Source organism: Micromonospora sp. NBC_01796 (assembly GCF_035917455.1).
Lineage (GTDB): Bacteria > Actinomycetota > Actinomycetes > Mycobacteriales > Micromonosporaceae > Micromonospora_G.
In genome coordinates this window covers 3,190,793-3,205,931 of the sequence record NZ_CP109078.1, presented here as the reverse complement: position 1 = coordinate 3,205,931, position 15,139 = coordinate 3,190,793, and the positions used below count along the sequence as shown (strand labels likewise).

Sequence of the window (15,139 nt, the reverse complement as noted above, 5' to 3'; positions counted from 1 at the left end):
CCGGCGGTCGACCCGCGGAGATCATATCGGGAGGGTTCGATTTGACTCTTGTGGATGAACGACGAACGTCTTAGCGTGTGGCGTCGAACGTCTGGTTCGTCACACCAAACGTTTGATCTTCAAGGCCGTACGGCGGACACCCAACCGCCGTCGGCGGCTCGCCCCGACCCGGAAACCCCGGGTGCCACCCCCCGGAAGGAGCCCCCTCCATGCGCATCCGCCTCACCCTGGTGACGGTCGCCACCGCCCTCGTCGGTGCGCTCGTCGCCCCCTCCGCCGCCTCCGCGAGCAACGAGCCGGTCGCCCCGCTGATCATCGGCGGTGGCACGGTCTCGTCCGCCCCCTGGGCCGCGGCCGTGTTCAGCAACGGCTCGTTCACCTGCTCCGGCACGATCATCGCGTCCCGCTGGGTGCTCACCGCCCGGCACTGCGTCAGCGGCACGATGTCGGTCCGGGTCGGCAGCGTCAACCGGACCTCCGGGGGCGTCACCAGCAACGTCTCCTCGTACTCGACCCGGTACGACCTCGCTCTGCTCCAGCTTTCGACCGCGATCAGCACCTCATACGTGACGCTCTCCGGCGCCTACCCGCCGGTCAACTCGACCAACTCGATCTACGGCTGGGGCATGACCTGCTACAGCGGCTGCTCCGCCTCGACCACCCTCAAGACCGCGAACGTACGGGTCACCAGCACCAACGTGACCGACGCGTACGGCGGCCGGGCGATCCGGAGCACCCGGGTCAACGGCAACGCGTGGCGCGGTGACTCCGGCGGCCCCGAGTTCTACAACGGTGCCCAGGTCGGCGTCGCCTCCACCGCCGACGGCTCGAGCATCCAGAACTACGGCAGCGTGGCCTACAACCGGGCCTGGATCACCTCGGTGGCCGGGGTCTAGTCCTCCTCAGGGGTACGGCGCGGACGATCCGGATCACCCCGGCCGTCCGCGCCGCGCCGTTTCACCTGCTCGCGGCAACGTTTCCGCCGGTCGCGGCGTACCGACGCGAGAATGCCCTTGCACGCCCCGCACGAGGTTGCGGGCCGTTGCACGCTCCGCACGTCGTTCTACCCTCGCGCGCGGTTTTGCAGCATGAGCCGACGTGAACACACCTCACAATTGCCACCACCCCGGCTCTGCCAGCATCAACACGTGCTGGTCGTGACGACGGATGTCCTTCCCGGGTACGAGATCCGCGCAGTCCTCGGCGAAGTAGTGTCATCGATGGCCCGAACCCGAAACCCGTACCGCGAAGGGGTGAAGAACCTCCGCGGTGGGGCATACGACCCGAAAGCCCCGGAGAACCTCACCCGGTGGCGGACGGAGGCGGTGGCCAATCTGGGCGAAGAAGCCCGCCGGCTCGGCGCCAATGCCGTGATCGGCATGCGTTTCGACCATCGCGAGGTGGGCGAGATGTGGATGGAACTCTGCGCGTACGGCACGGCGGTGGTGATCCGCGAACAGCCGCGGCCACCGCTCCCGGACGCGCCGCTGCTCGCCGCCGACACGGCGCACAGCGCGGAGATCCTGCCCGAACCGATCGGGGTCTCGGAACCGCCCAGCGCGCCCGATCTGCGCAGTGCGGCCGAAACCCCCACCCCAACCCCGGAGACCTAGCGGGAGCCGACGGGCTCAGGTACCCGGCTACCCCGGTACCTGAGCCCGGCTTTCCGAATCGGTCTAGAGAATCGGTGCCGGGTGGTAACCGGCTGCCTCCGGGTGTGCCGCGACGACCTCGGCGACCCGGTCGGCGACCGCCCGCACCTGGGCCGGTGCGGCACCGGCGAAGGCTGCCCGGTCGGCGACCAGCGTGTCGATCTCGGCCCGGCCCAGCCCGAGCCGACCGTCGGTGGCGAGCCGGTCGAACAGGTCGTTCTCGGTCGTACCCTTCTCCCGCATGGCCAGGGCCACCGCGACCGCGTGCTCCTTGATCACCTCGTGCGCCACCTCCCGGCCCACGCCCCGGCGCACGGCCGCCACCAGGAGCTTCGTGGTCGCCAGGAACGGCAGGTAACGGTCCAGCTCACGGGCGATCACCGCCGGGTACGCGCCGAACTCGTCGAGCACGGTGAGGAAGGTCTGGAACAGTCCGTCGGCGGCGAAGAACGCGTCCGGCAGCGCCACCCGGCGGACCACCGAGCAGGAGACGTCGCCCTCGTTCCACTGGTCGCCGGCCAGCTCGCCGACCATCGACAGGTAACCCCGGATGATCACGGCGAGCCCGTTGACCCGCTCGCTGGACCGGGTGTTCATCTTGTGCGGCATCGCGCTGGACCCGACCTGGCCGGGGCGGAAGCCCTCGGTGACCAGTTCCTGGCCGACCATCAGCCGGATCGTGGTGGCCAACGACGACGGCGCCGCCGCGGTCTGCGCGAGCGCGGCCACCACGTCGAAGTCGAGGGAGCGCGGGTAGACCTGGCCGACGCTGTTGAGCACCCGGCTGAAGCCGAGGTGCCCGGCGACCCGCCGTTCCAGCTCGGCCAGCCGCTCGTCGTCGCCGTCGAAGAGGTCGAGCTGGTCGGCGGCGGTGCCGACCGGGCCCTTGATCCCCCGCAGCGGGTACCGATTGATCAGGTCGTCCAGCCGCTCGTACGCGATGAGCAGTTCCTCGGCGGCCGACGCGAACCGCTTGCCCAGCGTGGTCGCCTGCGCCGCCACGTTGTGTGAGCGTCCGGTCATGACCAGGTCGGAGTGCTCGACCGCGAGCCGGGCCAGCCGGGCGAGGGTGGCGACGACCCGGTCCCGGATCAGCTCCAGCGAGGCCCGGATCTGCAACTGCTCGACGTTCTCGGTCAGGTCGCGGGAGGTCATGCCCTTGTGCACGTGCTCGTGCCCGGCGAGCGCGCTGAACTCCTCGATCCGCGCCTTGACGTCGTGCCGGGTGACCCGCTCACGGGCCGCGATCGACTCCAGGTCGACCTGGTCCAACACCCGCTCGTACGCCTCGACCACACCGTCCGGCAGCGGCACGCCGAGGTCCCGCTGAGCCCGGAGTACGGCGAGCCAGAGCCGCCGTTCCATCCGGATCTTCTCCTCCGGCGACCAGAGCCGCACCAGCTCGGTCGAGGCATACCGCCCCGCCAACACATTAGGAACCTGGGGCCGCTTTTGGCTGCTCTCCGTCACGTACCCCATCCTCCCGCACCCCCCGCCCCCACCCCATCCCCACCCCGACCAACCCGGTTGATCATGAAGTTAGCGACGGGAAATCGCTCGAAAACCGTCGCTAACTTCATGATCGACGCCGTGTCGGGGGGTTAGAGGGTGCGGGCTAGGCGGTCGGAGAGGAGGCGGGCGAAGCGGGCGGGGTCGGGGAGTTCGCCGCCTTCGGCCAGTAGGGCGGTGCCGTAGAGGAGTTCGGCGGTTTCGGCGACGGCCGGGTCCTCGGCGCGCTGCTCGTGGGCCTTGCGGAGGCCGGTGACCAGGGGGTGCGTCGGGTTCAGTTCGAGGATTCGCTTGATCTGCGGCACCTCCTGGCCCATCGCCCGGTACATCCGCTCCAGGGTCGGAGTCATGTCCTGCGCGTCGCCGACCAGGATCGCCGGGGAGGTGGTGAGGCGCGACGACAGGCGTACCTCCTTCACCTGCTCCGTGAGCTGCGTCGACAGCCAGGTGAGGAGGGCGGCGTACTCCTCCTTCTGCTGGTCGCGGTCGGGCTCGTCGGCCTTGTTCTCCTGCTCCGCGTCGAGATCCACCTGCCCCTTGGCGATCGACCGCAACTGCTTGCCGTCGAAGTCGCGGACCGCCTCGACCCACATCTCGTCGACCGGGTCGGTCAGCAGGAGCACCTCGTAGCCCTTGGCGTGGAACGCCTCCATGTGAGGCGAGTTCTCAATCATCTTCCGGGACTCGCCGGTCATGTAGTAGATGTCGGTCTGCCCCTCCTTCATCCGCTCGACATACTGCTGGAGCGTGACCAACTGCTCCGGGTCGTTGGTCGAGGCGAACGAGGAGATGTCGAGGATCGCGCGCTGGTTCTCGAAGTCGTTGAGCAGCCCCTCCTTGACCGCCCGGCCGAACTCCCGCCAGAAGGTGCCGTACTTGTCGGCGTCCTGGGCCATCAGGTCCTTGACCGTCGACAGCACCTTCTTGACCAGGCGGCGGCGCATGAGCTGGATCTGCCGGTCCTGCTGAAGGATCTCCCGCGAGATGTTCAGCGACAGGTCGTGCGCGTCGACCACACCCTTGACGAAGCGCAGGTACTCCGGCATCAGCGCCTGGCAGTCGTCCATGATGAACACACGCTTGACGTAGAGCTGGATGCCGAGCTTGGCGTCCCGGGTGAACAGGTCGAACGGTGCCTGGGACGGGATGAACAGCAGCGCCTCGTACTCGAAGGTGCCCTCACCCTTCATCCGGATGATCTCGAGCGGGTCGTTCCAATCCCGGCTGACGTGCCGGTAGAACTCGTTGTACTCCTCGTCGCTGACCTCGTTGCGCGGACGGGCCCAGAGCGCCTTCATCGAGTTGAGCGTCTTGACCTCGTGCTTCGGAGCGTCGTCACCCTCGCCGTCGGCGTCGGAGGCGGGCCGCTCGACCTCCATCCGGATCGGCCACGCGATGAAGTCGGAGTACCGCTTGACCAGCTCGCGGATCTTCCACTCGGTGGTGTAGTCGAAGAGCTGGTCCTCCTCGTCCTCCGGCTTGAGATGCACGGTGACGGCCGTGCCTTGCGGTGCGTCGGCGACCGGCTCGATGGTGTACGTCCCCGCGCCGTCGGACTCCCACCGGGTGCCGTCCTCCTCGCCCACCCGCCGGCTGACCAGGGTCACCCGGTCGGCCACCATGAACGTGGAGTAGAAGCCGACACCGAACTGGCCGATCAGGTCCTGCGACGCCGCCGCGTCCTTCGTCTCCTTGAGCTGCCGCAGCAACTCGGCGGTGCCGGACTTGGCGATCGTGCCGATCAGCCCGACGACCTCGTCCCGCGACATGCCGATCCCGTTGTCCCGTACGGTCAGCGTGCGCTGGTCACGGTCGACCTCGATCTGGATGTGCAGGTCGGAGGTGTCGACCTCCAACTCCTTGTCGACCAGCGATTCCAGCCTCAGCTTGTCCAGAGCGTCGGAGGCGTTGGAGATCAGCTCCCGCAGGAAGATGTCCTTGTTCGAATAGATCGAGTGGATCATCAACTGCAAGAGCTGGCGCGCCTCGGCCTGGAACTCGAGCGTTTCGACCCCGGTACTCATGGAACCCCTTTTCCGCCGACGGACCATCCTGACGGATCGTACGACCCTCGTCACGATCTTCACCGTCGCCATCGGATCGGGTATCGGACCCGGCCCTCTCGCTCAGCCGGGCGCTTCGGTCCGCTTGACGCGACGGCCGAGCGGATCAGGCCCCGGACGACACCGGATCGGGCGACGTCCGCGGGCCCTCGGCGTCCTGACCGAAGCGCGCGGGCACGTGCCGGCTCGGCAACCGGCGTACGTCCCGACTGCTCAGCATGCCGAGCACCGAGAGTGTGATCAGCCCGGCGGCGATCAGCAGAGTCGTCTCGTTGCCCAGGGCCACCGCCACCGGCCCGATCGCGATCTGGCCGAGCGGAATGGCCAGGAACGACCCGAGCGCGTCGTACGAGTAGACCCGGGCGAGCCGGTCGGCGGGCACGTACTGCTGCACCGAGGTTTCCCAGGCGACGCCGAACTGTTCCATGGCCAGACCGCCGAGGAACGCGGCCGGCACCAGGAGCGCGAAGACCGGCGCCACCGCCAGTGCGAGCAGCAGCGGCACCGCCCCCAGCATGCAGGCCACCCCGAGCAGGAGCAGCCGGCGTACGCGCAGCCGCAGCGCGATCAGCGCCCCGACCACCAGGCCCACGGTCTGCGCCGCCAGCACCAGCCCCCACGCCTTCCGCCCGATCGTCTCGTCGGCGACGGCCGGGCCGAGCACCCCGACACCGCTGCTCATCGCGGCGTTGAGCAGCATGAAGCCGAGCACCACCACCCAGACCCAGGTACGCGAGACGAACTCCGTCCAGCCCTCCCGCAACTCGGTCCAGGTGCTGCGCCGAGCCGACGTGCGGTCCCGCACGGCCACCACGCGTACGCCGGCGAAAGCCAGCCCGGCCAGCGCGAACGTCAACGCGTCGACGGCGATCCCCCACCCCGGCCCGACGGCGGCGACCAGGATCCCGCCGGCCGAGGCACCCCCGATCGAGCCGATGTTCACCCCGAGGCGGCTGAGCGCGTTCGCCGACTGCAACAGTTCCGCCGGCACGGTCTGCGGCATCAGGGCGGCTGCGGCCGGGAAGGCGAAGGCGCTCACCGTGCCGTTGATCGCACTGAGTACGAGCAGGAGCGGAATGTTGGCGTGCCCGGTGAGCACGAGCGTGGCGACCGCCGCCTGGGTGAGGGCGGCCAACGTGCAGGAGACGACCATCACCGCCTGCCGGGGCAGCCGGTCGGCGAGCACCCCGCCGAAGAGCAGGAACACCACGTTCGCCAGGGACCGGGCGCCGACCACCAGCCCGAGATCGCGTACGGACCCGGTCAGATCGAGTACGGCGAATGCCAGCGCGGTCGGCGCGATGGAGTTGCCGAGCACGCTCACGAACCGGCCGACGGCGAGGTAACGGAAGGGTGCGTGACGTAGTGGCGCGAGGGCAGCCCTGCTCGACATCGCCGCGCTCCTTCCGAACCGGGGAGTCACCGCCCCAGCCCGCCCCCGAAAATGATCGCCCCCAGGCAACCAGGTCCGACCCCGTCGATCAACCGAGCTGGTCGGGACGCCGCACCCGGCCTAGAGTGAACTGTTCGTTCAGTTCAGTTCGGTTCAGTTCGGTTCACCTCAAGATCCGTTCCGTTCGGTGGGAGTTCCACATGACAGACGCAACCATCAGCGCATCACCCAGCGGCACCTTCCTGCTCGGCGGAGACCTGCCGGTCACCCGGCTCGGATTCGGCTCCATGCGGCTCACCGGCGACGGCGTGTGGGGCGACCCGCGCGATCCCGACGAGGCCGTACGCGTACTGCGGCGCTCGGTCGAGTTGGGCGTCGACTTCATCGACACGGCCGACTCGTACGGCCCGTTCACCGCCGAGCTGCTGATCAAGAAGGCGCTGCATCCGTACCCGGAGAACCTGGTCATCGCGACCAAGGCCGGCTTCACCCGACAGGGTCCGGGCCGATGGACGCCGGTGGGTCGTCCGGAATACCTGCGCCAGCAGGCCGAACTGAGCCTGCGCCACCTCGGGGTGGACCGGATCGACCTGTTCCAATTGCACCGGATCGACCGCGCTGTCCCGTTGGCCGACCAGATCGGCGAGCTGAAGGCACTCCAGGACGAGGGCAAGATCCGGCACATCGGGCTCAGCGAGGTGTCGGTCGCCGACGTCGAGGCCGCGTCGAAGTTCGCCGACATCGTGTCGGTGCAGAACCGCTACAACGTCGGCGAGCGGTCGGCCGAGGACCTGCTCGACTACTCGGCGGAGCACGGGATCGGCTTCATCCCGTGGGCGCCGCTGGCCAGCGGCCCGCTCGCCCGCGAGGGAAGCTCGCTCTCCCGGATCGCCCGCGACCACGGGGCCACTCCGGCCCAACTCGCGCTCGCCTGGCTGCTCAAGCGTTCGCCGGTGATGCTGCCCATCCCGGGTACGTCAACCGTCGCCCACCTGGAGCAGAACATCGCCGCGGCCTCGATCAAGCTCACCGACGCCGAATACGACACCCTGGCAAAGGCAGCCTGATGGGCGAGGCGGCGGGGGCGGACGGCATTCGCGCGTACCCCACGGGCGGGCGCAGCGACCGGATCCACGAGTGTCTGCTGCGTACGACCGAGGAGTTGCTGCGCGAGGGTGGCGTCCCCGCCGCCACGGTCGACGCCATCGCCGCCCGCTCCGGCGTGAGCAAGGCGACGATCTACAAACACTGGCCCTGCCGTACGGCATTGGCGGCGAACGCGTTCGGCCGGATGATGGCCGACGCGCTCCCGCTGCCCGACACCGGCAGCGCCAGCGGTGACCTGACCGCCCAGGTACGTCAGGTCAGCGCCTTCTACGCCAGCCCCGACGGCCGCGTGTTCGCCCAGCTCATAGCGGCCTGCGTGGACGATCCCTCCGGCGCCGCCTACTTCCGCGAGTACTTCCTGGCCGACCGCCGCCGAGCCGTAGCCCAACTCTGGCAACGCGCGGTCAACCGAGGCGAAACCCGCCCTGGCATAGACGCCGACACCGCCACCGACCTCCTCTTCGGCCCCCTAATCTTCCGCCTCCTAACCAACCACCACCCGCTAACGGAAGACGAAGCCGACAAACTAACCAAAACCACCCTCCCCGCCCTCCTCCTAGCGCCCTGAGCCGGGCTGAGCCGCGCCGGGACGCGTTGACCATGAAGTTAGCGACAGAATCCGGCCCTCGGAGCGTCGCTAACTTCATGGTCAACTTCGCTGGGCGGGGGCGGCGTGGCGAGCGATGGGGGCGGCGGCTGTCAGAGCGGGTTGAAGCCGTCCGTCTTGACGCCATTGAGGAAGCTTGTCCACTCGGCGGACCCGTAGACGAGGACATCGCCGTCGGGATGGTGGCTGTGGCGTACGGCCACCCGACGACTGCCGTCCAGAATCAGCCCGGCCTCCACACAGTTCCCGCTTCCGTTGCCGCTTCGCGTGCTGATGTGCCAGGCGACCTCGGGCAACGCCCTTGCGGTGGTACTCGTAGCTGCCGGCATGCGGATCACCTCGAACAGCTCTCGGGTCGAACGGTCAGGGACGATTGAACTGGACGGCTCCGATGCCGGCGAGGAAGGCAGCCCAGTTCGCAGAGGTGTAAACGAGTACATGGCCGTCACGGTCGTGGCTGTCACGTACGGCCACCCGACCACTGCCGTCCAGAATCTGCCCCGCCTCGACACAGTTGCCACTGCCGGCATCGCTCTTGGTGCTGATGCGCCACGCCACCTTCGGCAGCATCGTCGCCGTCATCGCCGTCGGTGCCGGCATGTCAATCACTCCAAGTGCGCCGCAAGGTCAGAGAGGAACGCGACCGTATCGCCGGTGGACAGCGCTGCGTCGCAGAGTCGATCGTACGCGGCCACGAGCGGCACGGCCTTGTTCGCTTCGACGTAGACGGCACCCGAGGGCGTCTGCATGCACGCGGCGTCCGGATAGGGCTCAGCCATGCGGAACAGGTCGAACTGCCCGTCCGGGCTTGCATGAGCGCCTGCTTCGAAGGGCAGCACCTGAATCTCGACGCCTGGCCGATCCGCCAACGCCACCAAGTGCATGAGCTGGGCAGACATCACCCTTGGGCCACCGACGAGCCGGCGTACGGCGGATTCGTCGATCACTGCGGCAAGACGCAGGGGCTCATCCCGGTCGAGCAACTGTTGCCTGGCCATCCGTAGCTCGATCCAGCGCTCGACCTGCTCCTCCGCCACGGCACCGTTGGCGGTCCGGATGATGGCCTCGGCGTAGTCACGGGTCTGCAACAGACCAGGCACTGCGACTGGCTGGAAGTAACAGATCTCGGTGGCACGGCTCTCCAGCCAGATGCGGTCGATCAGTGAGCCGGCGACGTCGTTTGCGTACCCGTCCCACCAGCCCTTGCGGAAGAGTTCGCCGCTCATCTGCTTGAGATCCTCGCGCCGCTGCTGGTCATCGACGCCGCAGATGTCCAGGTAGGCGAGCACCTCCGCGACCCGTGCGGGTAGCAGACCGGACTCGAATCGGCTGACCGTCGACGGGTTGCGGCGTAGGTACTCGCCAACCTCCTTGAGAGTCAGGTTCGCCTGCTCACGCATCTCGCGCAGCTCGTTGCCAAGCCACTGAGCCCGAAGCGTCGGACCTCGTTGCTCCACTGTGATCACTCCCCTTCGCAACCAGAATCGCGGAAGAAACCTCTTTAAGCAATATTGCCAAGGAGGATTCGTTCCGGCACTCTGATGAATGTCTGCGATCACGTGGAGTGATCAAGGAGGGCAGAGAGAACGGGCCGGGATGGGTGTCGGTTTGGCGGCCACTCCCACCCCGGCCCGCCACGAGCCGAAGGGAGCAATCGCGATGGATCGCGTCCCGGGGAACGACTCCCCATCTGTCTACCACCCCCCGATCACGGAACGCAGCCCGGAAACACCTCGGCGTGCCGTACCGCGCCAGCGTCCGTGTCCCGTCGACCCGGTGGTGCGCTGACCCGAGAGCGCACCACCGGCTGAGCAGGAGCGGGCGTACGGCGACACGCCGTACGGCAATACGGCACCCCCTGTACGCGCGGGTCAACCCCCACGGTCCGCGTGCGCTGCCGTACGCCCGCTCCCACCAGCGGGAAGGGCTACACGATGACCGTTTACCGATCGAGAAGTCAGCTCTGGCGGCGGGACGAAGCGGATGCCGAAGCCGCTCGGGAAATCCTCGCTGCTCACGTACCCGTCAAGGAGACCGGCCTCTGCGTGGTCTGCCTGACCCCCGGACCGTGCCCATCAGCAAACGCCGCAGCCAACCGCCTGGTCGAGCTTGGCCGACCGGTGGTCCCACCCAACCCGCCCAGACGCAAGCGCGGCAGCGGCTGGCGGAACTGGCTCACCCCGCACCGGCAAACCGCGCCGCTGCTGACCTTCGCCTGGCGACTCCGTCTCGACCCGCCAACCGCCCAGGCTGCGTCATGAACAACAACCGTCGACTGCCCATGGTCCGGATCGGCGACATCATCGAGGCTGACCAGGGGCACTACTGCTACGGCCTCGGCAAACTGTTCCTCGAAGTCATCGAGGTCGGGCACCGGGAGCGGCACACCGATGGCGTCTGGCTCAACCTCCGCGGCGTCGAACTACGGAAAACCGATCGGGTACGACTCCGTCAGCGCCGGGTGCTCGTCCGGCTCAACACGATCCACGTCCGGCCGGGGCCACTGACCCAGCGCCGCTGGATCCGACGCACCATCACCCAACAACCGGCCCGGAGAAACGGCCCGCTCAACCTGCCGCCGATCATCCACACCGCGATCAAACCGGCGTGGACCTGTGCAAACTGCGGCGAGGACTGGCCCTGCCCCACCCGCCGCGCCCGACTGCTCGCCAAGTACGCCGACGACCGACTCCTGCTCCACTTCTACCTGGCCGGCTGCCTCACCGAAGCCTCCACCGACCTCCCGCACCTACCCCCGGACCAGCTCTACGACCGCTTCCTCGGCTGGTCCCGCAGATGACTCGCGCCGGGCCATGATCATTGCGCTCTCAGCTGTTCTCCGAGGGCCTCTCACAACAGCTCAGAGCGCAATGATCATGAACCGGGCAGCGGCAGGGCGGGTCAGCGTTCGAGGATGGCTACTACGCCTTGGCCGCCGGAGGCGCAGATGGAGATGAGGCCTCGGCGGGGGCGGGCAGCAGAGCCTCCGGCGGGGTCGCGGGCGTCGGAGTGCAGGAGCTTGGCCAGGGTGGCGACGATCCGGCCACCGGTGGCGGCGAACGGGTGCCCGGCGGCGAGCGAGGAGCCGTTGACGTTCAGCTTCGTACGGTCGATCGTCCCCAGTGGACCGTCGAGCCCGAGCCGGTCCTTGCAGAAGTCGGCCGACTCCCAGGCGGCGAGGGTGGCCAGCACCTGCGACGCGAACGCCTCGTGGATCTCGTAGTAGTCGAAGTCGGTCAGGCTCAGCCCGGCTCGGGCCAGCATCCGGGGCACCGCGTACGCGGGGGCCATCAGCAGTCCCTCGTCACCGTGTACGAAGTCCACCGCCGCGACCTCGGAGAACGTCAGGTACGCCAGGACCGGCAGGTGGTGCGCGGCGGCCCACTCCTCGGAGGCGAGCAGGACGGTCGACGCGCCGTCGGTGAGCGGGGACGAGTTGCCGGCCGTCATCGTTGCGCCCGCCCGACCCGGCCCACGGGTGCCGAAGACCGGTGGCAGCGCCCCGAGCTTCTCGATCGAGGTGTCCGGCCGCAGGTTCTGGTCGCGGGTCAGCCCGAGGTAAGGAGTCACCAGGTCGTCGAAGAAGCCGCGCTCGTACGCGGCGGCGAGTCGCCGGTGCGAGGCGAGCGCCAGCGCGTCCTGGGCCTGCCGGCCGATGCCCCAACGCAGGGCGGTGATCGCGGCGTGCTCCCCCATCGACAGTCCCGTACGCGGTTCGGCGTTGCGCGGCGTCTCGGGCAGGAACGGCTGATGGGGGCGGAGCCGGGCCGCCGCACGCAACCGGGCGAGCGGCGTACGGGCGGAGTTGAGCTTGAGCAGGGTACGGCGGAACTCCTCGTTGACCGCGAGCGGCGCGTCGGAGGTGGTGTCCACTCCACCGGCGATGCCGACCTCGATCTGCCCGAGGGCGATCTTGTTCCCGACCAGGATGGTCGCCTCCAGCCCGGTGCCGCACGCCTGCTGGATGTCGTACGCGGGGGTGCGCGGGTCGAGCCGGGAGCCGAGCACCACCTCGCGGGTGAGGTTGAAGTCCCGGGAGTGCTTCAGCACCGCCCCGGCGACGACCTCGCCGATCTGCTCCCCGGCCAGCCCGAACCGGGCCACCAGTCCGTTGAGCGCGGCGGTGAGCATGTCCTGGTTGGATGCATCGGCATAGCGGCCGTTGGAACGGGCGAACGGGATGCGATTGCCCCCGAGCACCGCGACGCGACGTACGGTCTCCACGTTCCCGTCTCCTCGTTCAGGGCTTGCACCAAACCTACTCACCAGTAGGCTACGCCTATGAGTGACAGGTACGCGAGCTTCGCGAACTCAGGCGCCGGCCGCGCCCTCGTCAAGCGACTCGGCCTGCCCGATCCGCCCAGACTGCGCCGGTACCGGCCGGGCGATCCTCTCGTACCCGGTCCCGTTCTGTTCGACGCCGCTCCCGGCGGACGGCTACGCGAACCCGTCACCAAGCTGCTCACCTCGGCCGGCGTCGAACTCACCGACCCGCCGTCAACCGAGACGACAGCACCCGACCGCACGTCGGCCGACCCCGCATCGACGGGAGGCATCCGGCACGCGGCACTGGTGTACGACGCCACCGGCATCACCGACTCGGCCGGACTCCGCCCGCTCTACGACTTCTTCCACGCGTACGCACGGTCGGTGCTGCCGAGCGGTCGGGTGATCGTGCTCGGCACCCCGCCGGAGTCGTGCGCCGCCCCACGGGAAGCCACCGCCCAGCGTGCCCTCGAAGGACTGACCCGCAGCATCGGCAAGGAGTTCGGTCGGGGCATCACCGCCCAACTCGTCTACGTCGACCGGACCGCCGGGTACGAGATCGAGTCGACGCTGCGCTTCCTGCTCTCCGGCCGGTCCGCGTACGTCTCCGGGCAGGTCATCCGGGTGACCGATCCGGGCACCGGGGACGAGGGCGACCGGGAACGGATCGACTGGGACCGGCCCCTCGCCGGCAAGGTCGCGCTGGTCACCGGTGCCGCCCGTGGGATCGGTACCGCCGTCGCCCAGGTGCTCGCACGGGACGGCGCACACGTGGTCGCGTTGGACGTACCGGCGGTCGGGGATTTGCTCGCGGACGTGGCGAACGACATCCGGGGCAGTGCCGTACAACTTGATCTGACCGCGTCCGACGCGCCGGCCCGGCTCGCCGACCAGCTCGGTGACCGGCACGGTCGGGTCGACATCGTGGTGCACAACGCCGGCATCACCCGGGACCGGACCATCGCCCGGATGGACGCCAGCGGTTGGGACTCGGTGCTCGCGGTGAACCTCTCCAACCAGGAGCGGATCAACGACCTGCTGCTCTACCGGGACCTGATCCCGGTCGGCGGTCGGATCATCAGCGTCTCCTCGATCGCCGGCATCGCCGGCAACCGGGGCCAGACCAACTACGCCACCGCCAAGGCGGGGGTGATCGGGCTGGTGCACTCGATGACGCCGGTCCTCGCCGAACGGGGCATCACCATCAACGCGGTCGCGCCGGGTTTCATCGAGACCCGGATGACGGCCAGGATGCCGATCGGCCTGCGCGAGGCCGGTCGACGGCTGAACAGCATGGCGCAGGGCGGACTCCCGGTCGACGTGGCCGAGACGATCGCCTGGTTCGCCGCGCCGACCTCCGCCGGAGTCACCGGCAACATCGTCCGCGTCTGCGGCCAGAGCCTGCTGGGAGCATGATGTCCAACCCGGACGCCCCCGCCACCCCACCTCCGGACCCGGACCCGGACGAAACCGTCCGGATCACCAGCATGGACCCCGACCGGACAGTCCAGCTCCCCACCCACGACGCGGACGAAACGGTCCAACTCACGACCCGCGACGCGGACGAAACGGTCCGGATCAGCGATACGAGCGAGACGGTCCGGATCAGCGACGCGGACGAGACGGTCCCCGTTGCCGCTCCGGAGCGGGACGAGCGGGTCGAGTTGAGCAGGGCGCCGGCTGTCGGTGCGCTCTACCGGCGGGCGGTCACCGCGCTCCTTCCGCGTCGGCGGCGGCCGGCGGCGGCCACCCGTAGCGAGGTCGAGGCGCCGTTGCCGCGTACGGAACTGCTGTTGCAGGGCGTGAGCGTGGACCGGGAGCACCTGGCCGCGTACGACAGGGTGTGCGGGTTCCGGCTCACCGACACGCTGCCGGCGACGTACCCGCACGTCCTGGCGTTTCCACTGGCGATGCGACTAATGACCGCGCCGGACTTCCCGTTCCCGCTGCTCGGGCTCGTGCACGTGGCGAACCGGATCAGTCTGCTCCGGCCGATCGACGCGGGCGAGACGCTCGACCTGGCAGTGCGTACCGCCGACGCGCGTCCGCATGCCCGTGGGCGGCAGTTCGACGTACTCGCCACGGCGTCGGTGAACGGGGAGCCGGTCTGGCACGACGTGTCGACGTACCTCCGCAAGGAGCCGACCCCGACGGCGGGTGAGCGGCGCGAGCCGGGTGACCGCCCGGCGCCGCCGGCCCCCACCGGCCAGTGGCGGGTCAATCCTCACGTGGGTACGGCCTACGCCCGCGCCTCCGGTGACCGTAACCCGATCCACACCTCCCGGATCGGCGCCCGCCTGCTCGGTTACCCGCGCCCGATCGCGCACGGGATGTGGAGCAAGGCCCGGTGCCTGGCCGCACTGGAGGGTCGGCTGCCGGAGGCGTACACCGTCGAGGTGGCGTTCAAGGTGCCGATCAGGCTGCCCGGCACGGTCAACTTCAGCGCCACTCCGGCCTGGGACTTCTCCCTGCACGATCCGGATTCCGGCGCCCCGCACCTGCTCGGCTCCCTGCGCCCGGTCGACGCCTAGAAACCGCGCGC

Annotated in this window: 15 protein-coding genes; 8 read left to right on the top strand and 7 right to left on the bottom strand. The window is 69.1% G+C overall.

Going from position 1 to position 15,139, the window contains the following annotated elements:
• Window positions 1-209 precede the first annotated feature (209 nt).
• Window positions 210-896: a S1 family peptidase gene (locus OIE47_RS14815; RefSeq protein WP_326562072.1), complete on the top strand. Its 687-nt coding sequence runs from the start codon at window positions 210-212 to the stop codon at window positions 894-896.
• A 192-nt stretch (window positions 897-1,088) separates the two neighbouring features.
• Window positions 1,089-1,613 carry a YbjQ family protein gene (locus tag OIE47_RS14810; protein ID WP_442792156.1) on the top strand — a complete coding sequence of 175 codons (525 nt, stop codon included), beginning with the start codon at window positions 1,089-1,091 and terminating at the stop codon, window positions 1,611-1,613.
• Window positions 1,614-1,676: 63 nt separating this feature from the next.
• On the opposite strand, the gene purB is transcribed toward OIE47_RS14810, so the two are convergent.
• The 3 genes from purB to OIE47_RS14795 all read right to left on the bottom strand — a co-directional run bounded on the left by purB (window position 1,677) and on the right by OIE47_RS14795 (window position 6,617).
• A complete protein-coding gene (purB, locus tag OIE47_RS14805) occupies window positions 1,677-3,131 on the bottom strand; it encodes an adenylosuccinate lyase (protein WP_326562070.1) in 1,455 nt (484 codons plus the stop codon).
• A gap of 122 nt (window positions 3,132-3,253) precedes the next feature.
• Complete coding sequence (gene htpG, locus OIE47_RS14800) at window positions 3,254-5,185, bottom strand: molecular chaperone HtpG (protein ID WP_326562069.1); 1,932 nt, start codon at window positions 5,183-5,185, stop codon at window positions 3,254-3,256.
• Between the two features lie 145 nt (window positions 5,186-5,330).
• Window positions 5,331-6,617, bottom strand: coding sequence for an MFS transporter (locus OIE47_RS14795; protein WP_326562068.1), 1,287 nt, complete (start codon window positions 6,615-6,617; stop codon window positions 5,331-5,333).
• 200 nt (window positions 6,618-6,817) lie between these two features.
• Here OIE47_RS14795 and OIE47_RS14790 point away from each other — a divergent pair, with 200 nt between their 5' ends.
• Window positions 6,818-7,684, top strand: coding sequence for an aldo/keto reductase (locus tag OIE47_RS14790; protein ID WP_326562067.1), 867 nt, complete (start codon window positions 6,818-6,820; stop codon window positions 7,682-7,684).
• Window positions 7,684-8,292, top strand: coding sequence for a TetR/AcrR family transcriptional regulator (locus OIE47_RS14785; protein WP_326562066.1), 609 nt, complete (start codon window positions 7,684-7,686; stop codon window positions 8,290-8,292). Before OIE47_RS14790 ends, OIE47_RS14785 begins: the two co-directional genes overlap by 1 nt.
• A gap of 131 nt (window positions 8,293-8,423) precedes the next feature.
• Here the strand turns inward: OIE47_RS14785 and OIE47_RS14780 are convergent, their stop codons facing one another.
• From OIE47_RS14780 to OIE47_RS14770, 3 genes are read right to left on the bottom strand one after another with little or no spacing between them, the layout of a single operon-like run.
• Entirely contained in the window at window positions 8,424-8,660 is a 237-nt protein-coding gene (locus OIE47_RS14780; RefSeq protein ID WP_326562065.1) for a DUF397 domain-containing protein, read from the bottom strand.
• Between the two features lie 34 nt (window positions 8,661-8,694).
• Window positions 8,695-8,931: a DUF397 domain-containing protein gene (locus OIE47_RS14775; RefSeq protein ID WP_326562064.1), complete on the bottom strand. Its 237-nt coding sequence runs from the start codon at window positions 8,929-8,931 to the stop codon at window positions 8,695-8,697.
• A 5-nt stretch (window positions 8,932-8,936) separates the two neighbouring features.
• Window positions 8,937-9,788 (bottom strand): helix-turn-helix domain-containing protein, encoded by an 852-nt coding sequence (locus OIE47_RS14770; protein ID WP_326562063.1) that lies wholly within the window; start codon window positions 9,786-9,788, stop codon window positions 8,937-8,939.
• A gap of 477 nt (window positions 9,789-10,265) precedes the next feature.
• Here OIE47_RS14770 and OIE47_RS14765 point away from each other — a divergent pair, with 477 nt between their 5' ends.
• Entirely contained in the window at window positions 10,266-10,592 is a 327-nt protein-coding gene (locus OIE47_RS14765) for a hypothetical protein (RefSeq protein WP_326562062.1), read from the top strand.
• Window positions 10,589-11,131: a hypothetical protein gene (locus OIE47_RS14760; RefSeq protein ID WP_326562061.1), complete on the top strand. Its 543-nt coding sequence runs from the start codon at window positions 10,589-10,591 to the stop codon at window positions 11,129-11,131. The genes OIE47_RS14765 and OIE47_RS14760 overlap by 4 nt, the downstream gene beginning before the upstream one ends.
• Before the next feature lie 101 nt (window positions 11,132-11,232).
• Here OIE47_RS14760 and OIE47_RS14755 read toward each other — a convergent pair whose 3' ends face one another.
• Window positions 11,233-12,555, bottom strand: a complete 1,323-nt coding sequence (locus OIE47_RS14755) for an acetyl-CoA C-acetyltransferase (RefSeq protein ID WP_326562060.1) — start codon at window positions 12,553-12,555, stop codon at window positions 11,233-11,235.
• A gap of 57 nt (window positions 12,556-12,612) precedes the next feature.
• Between OIE47_RS14755 and OIE47_RS14750 the strand changes: the two genes are divergently transcribed.
• Both OIE47_RS14750 and OIE47_RS14745 read left to right on the top strand, forming a co-directional pair.
• Window positions 12,613-14,013: a 3-oxoacyl-ACP reductase gene (locus OIE47_RS14750; RefSeq protein ID WP_326562059.1), complete on the top strand. Its 1,401-nt coding sequence runs from the start codon at window positions 12,613-12,615 to the stop codon at window positions 14,011-14,013.
• Window positions 14,010-15,128 (top strand): MaoC/PaaZ C-terminal domain-containing protein, encoded by a 1,119-nt coding sequence (locus OIE47_RS14745; RefSeq protein ID WP_326562058.1) that lies wholly within the window; start codon window positions 14,010-14,012, stop codon window positions 15,126-15,128. Before OIE47_RS14750 ends, OIE47_RS14745 begins: the two co-directional genes overlap by 4 nt.
• Window positions 15,129-15,139 lie beyond the last annotated feature (11 nt).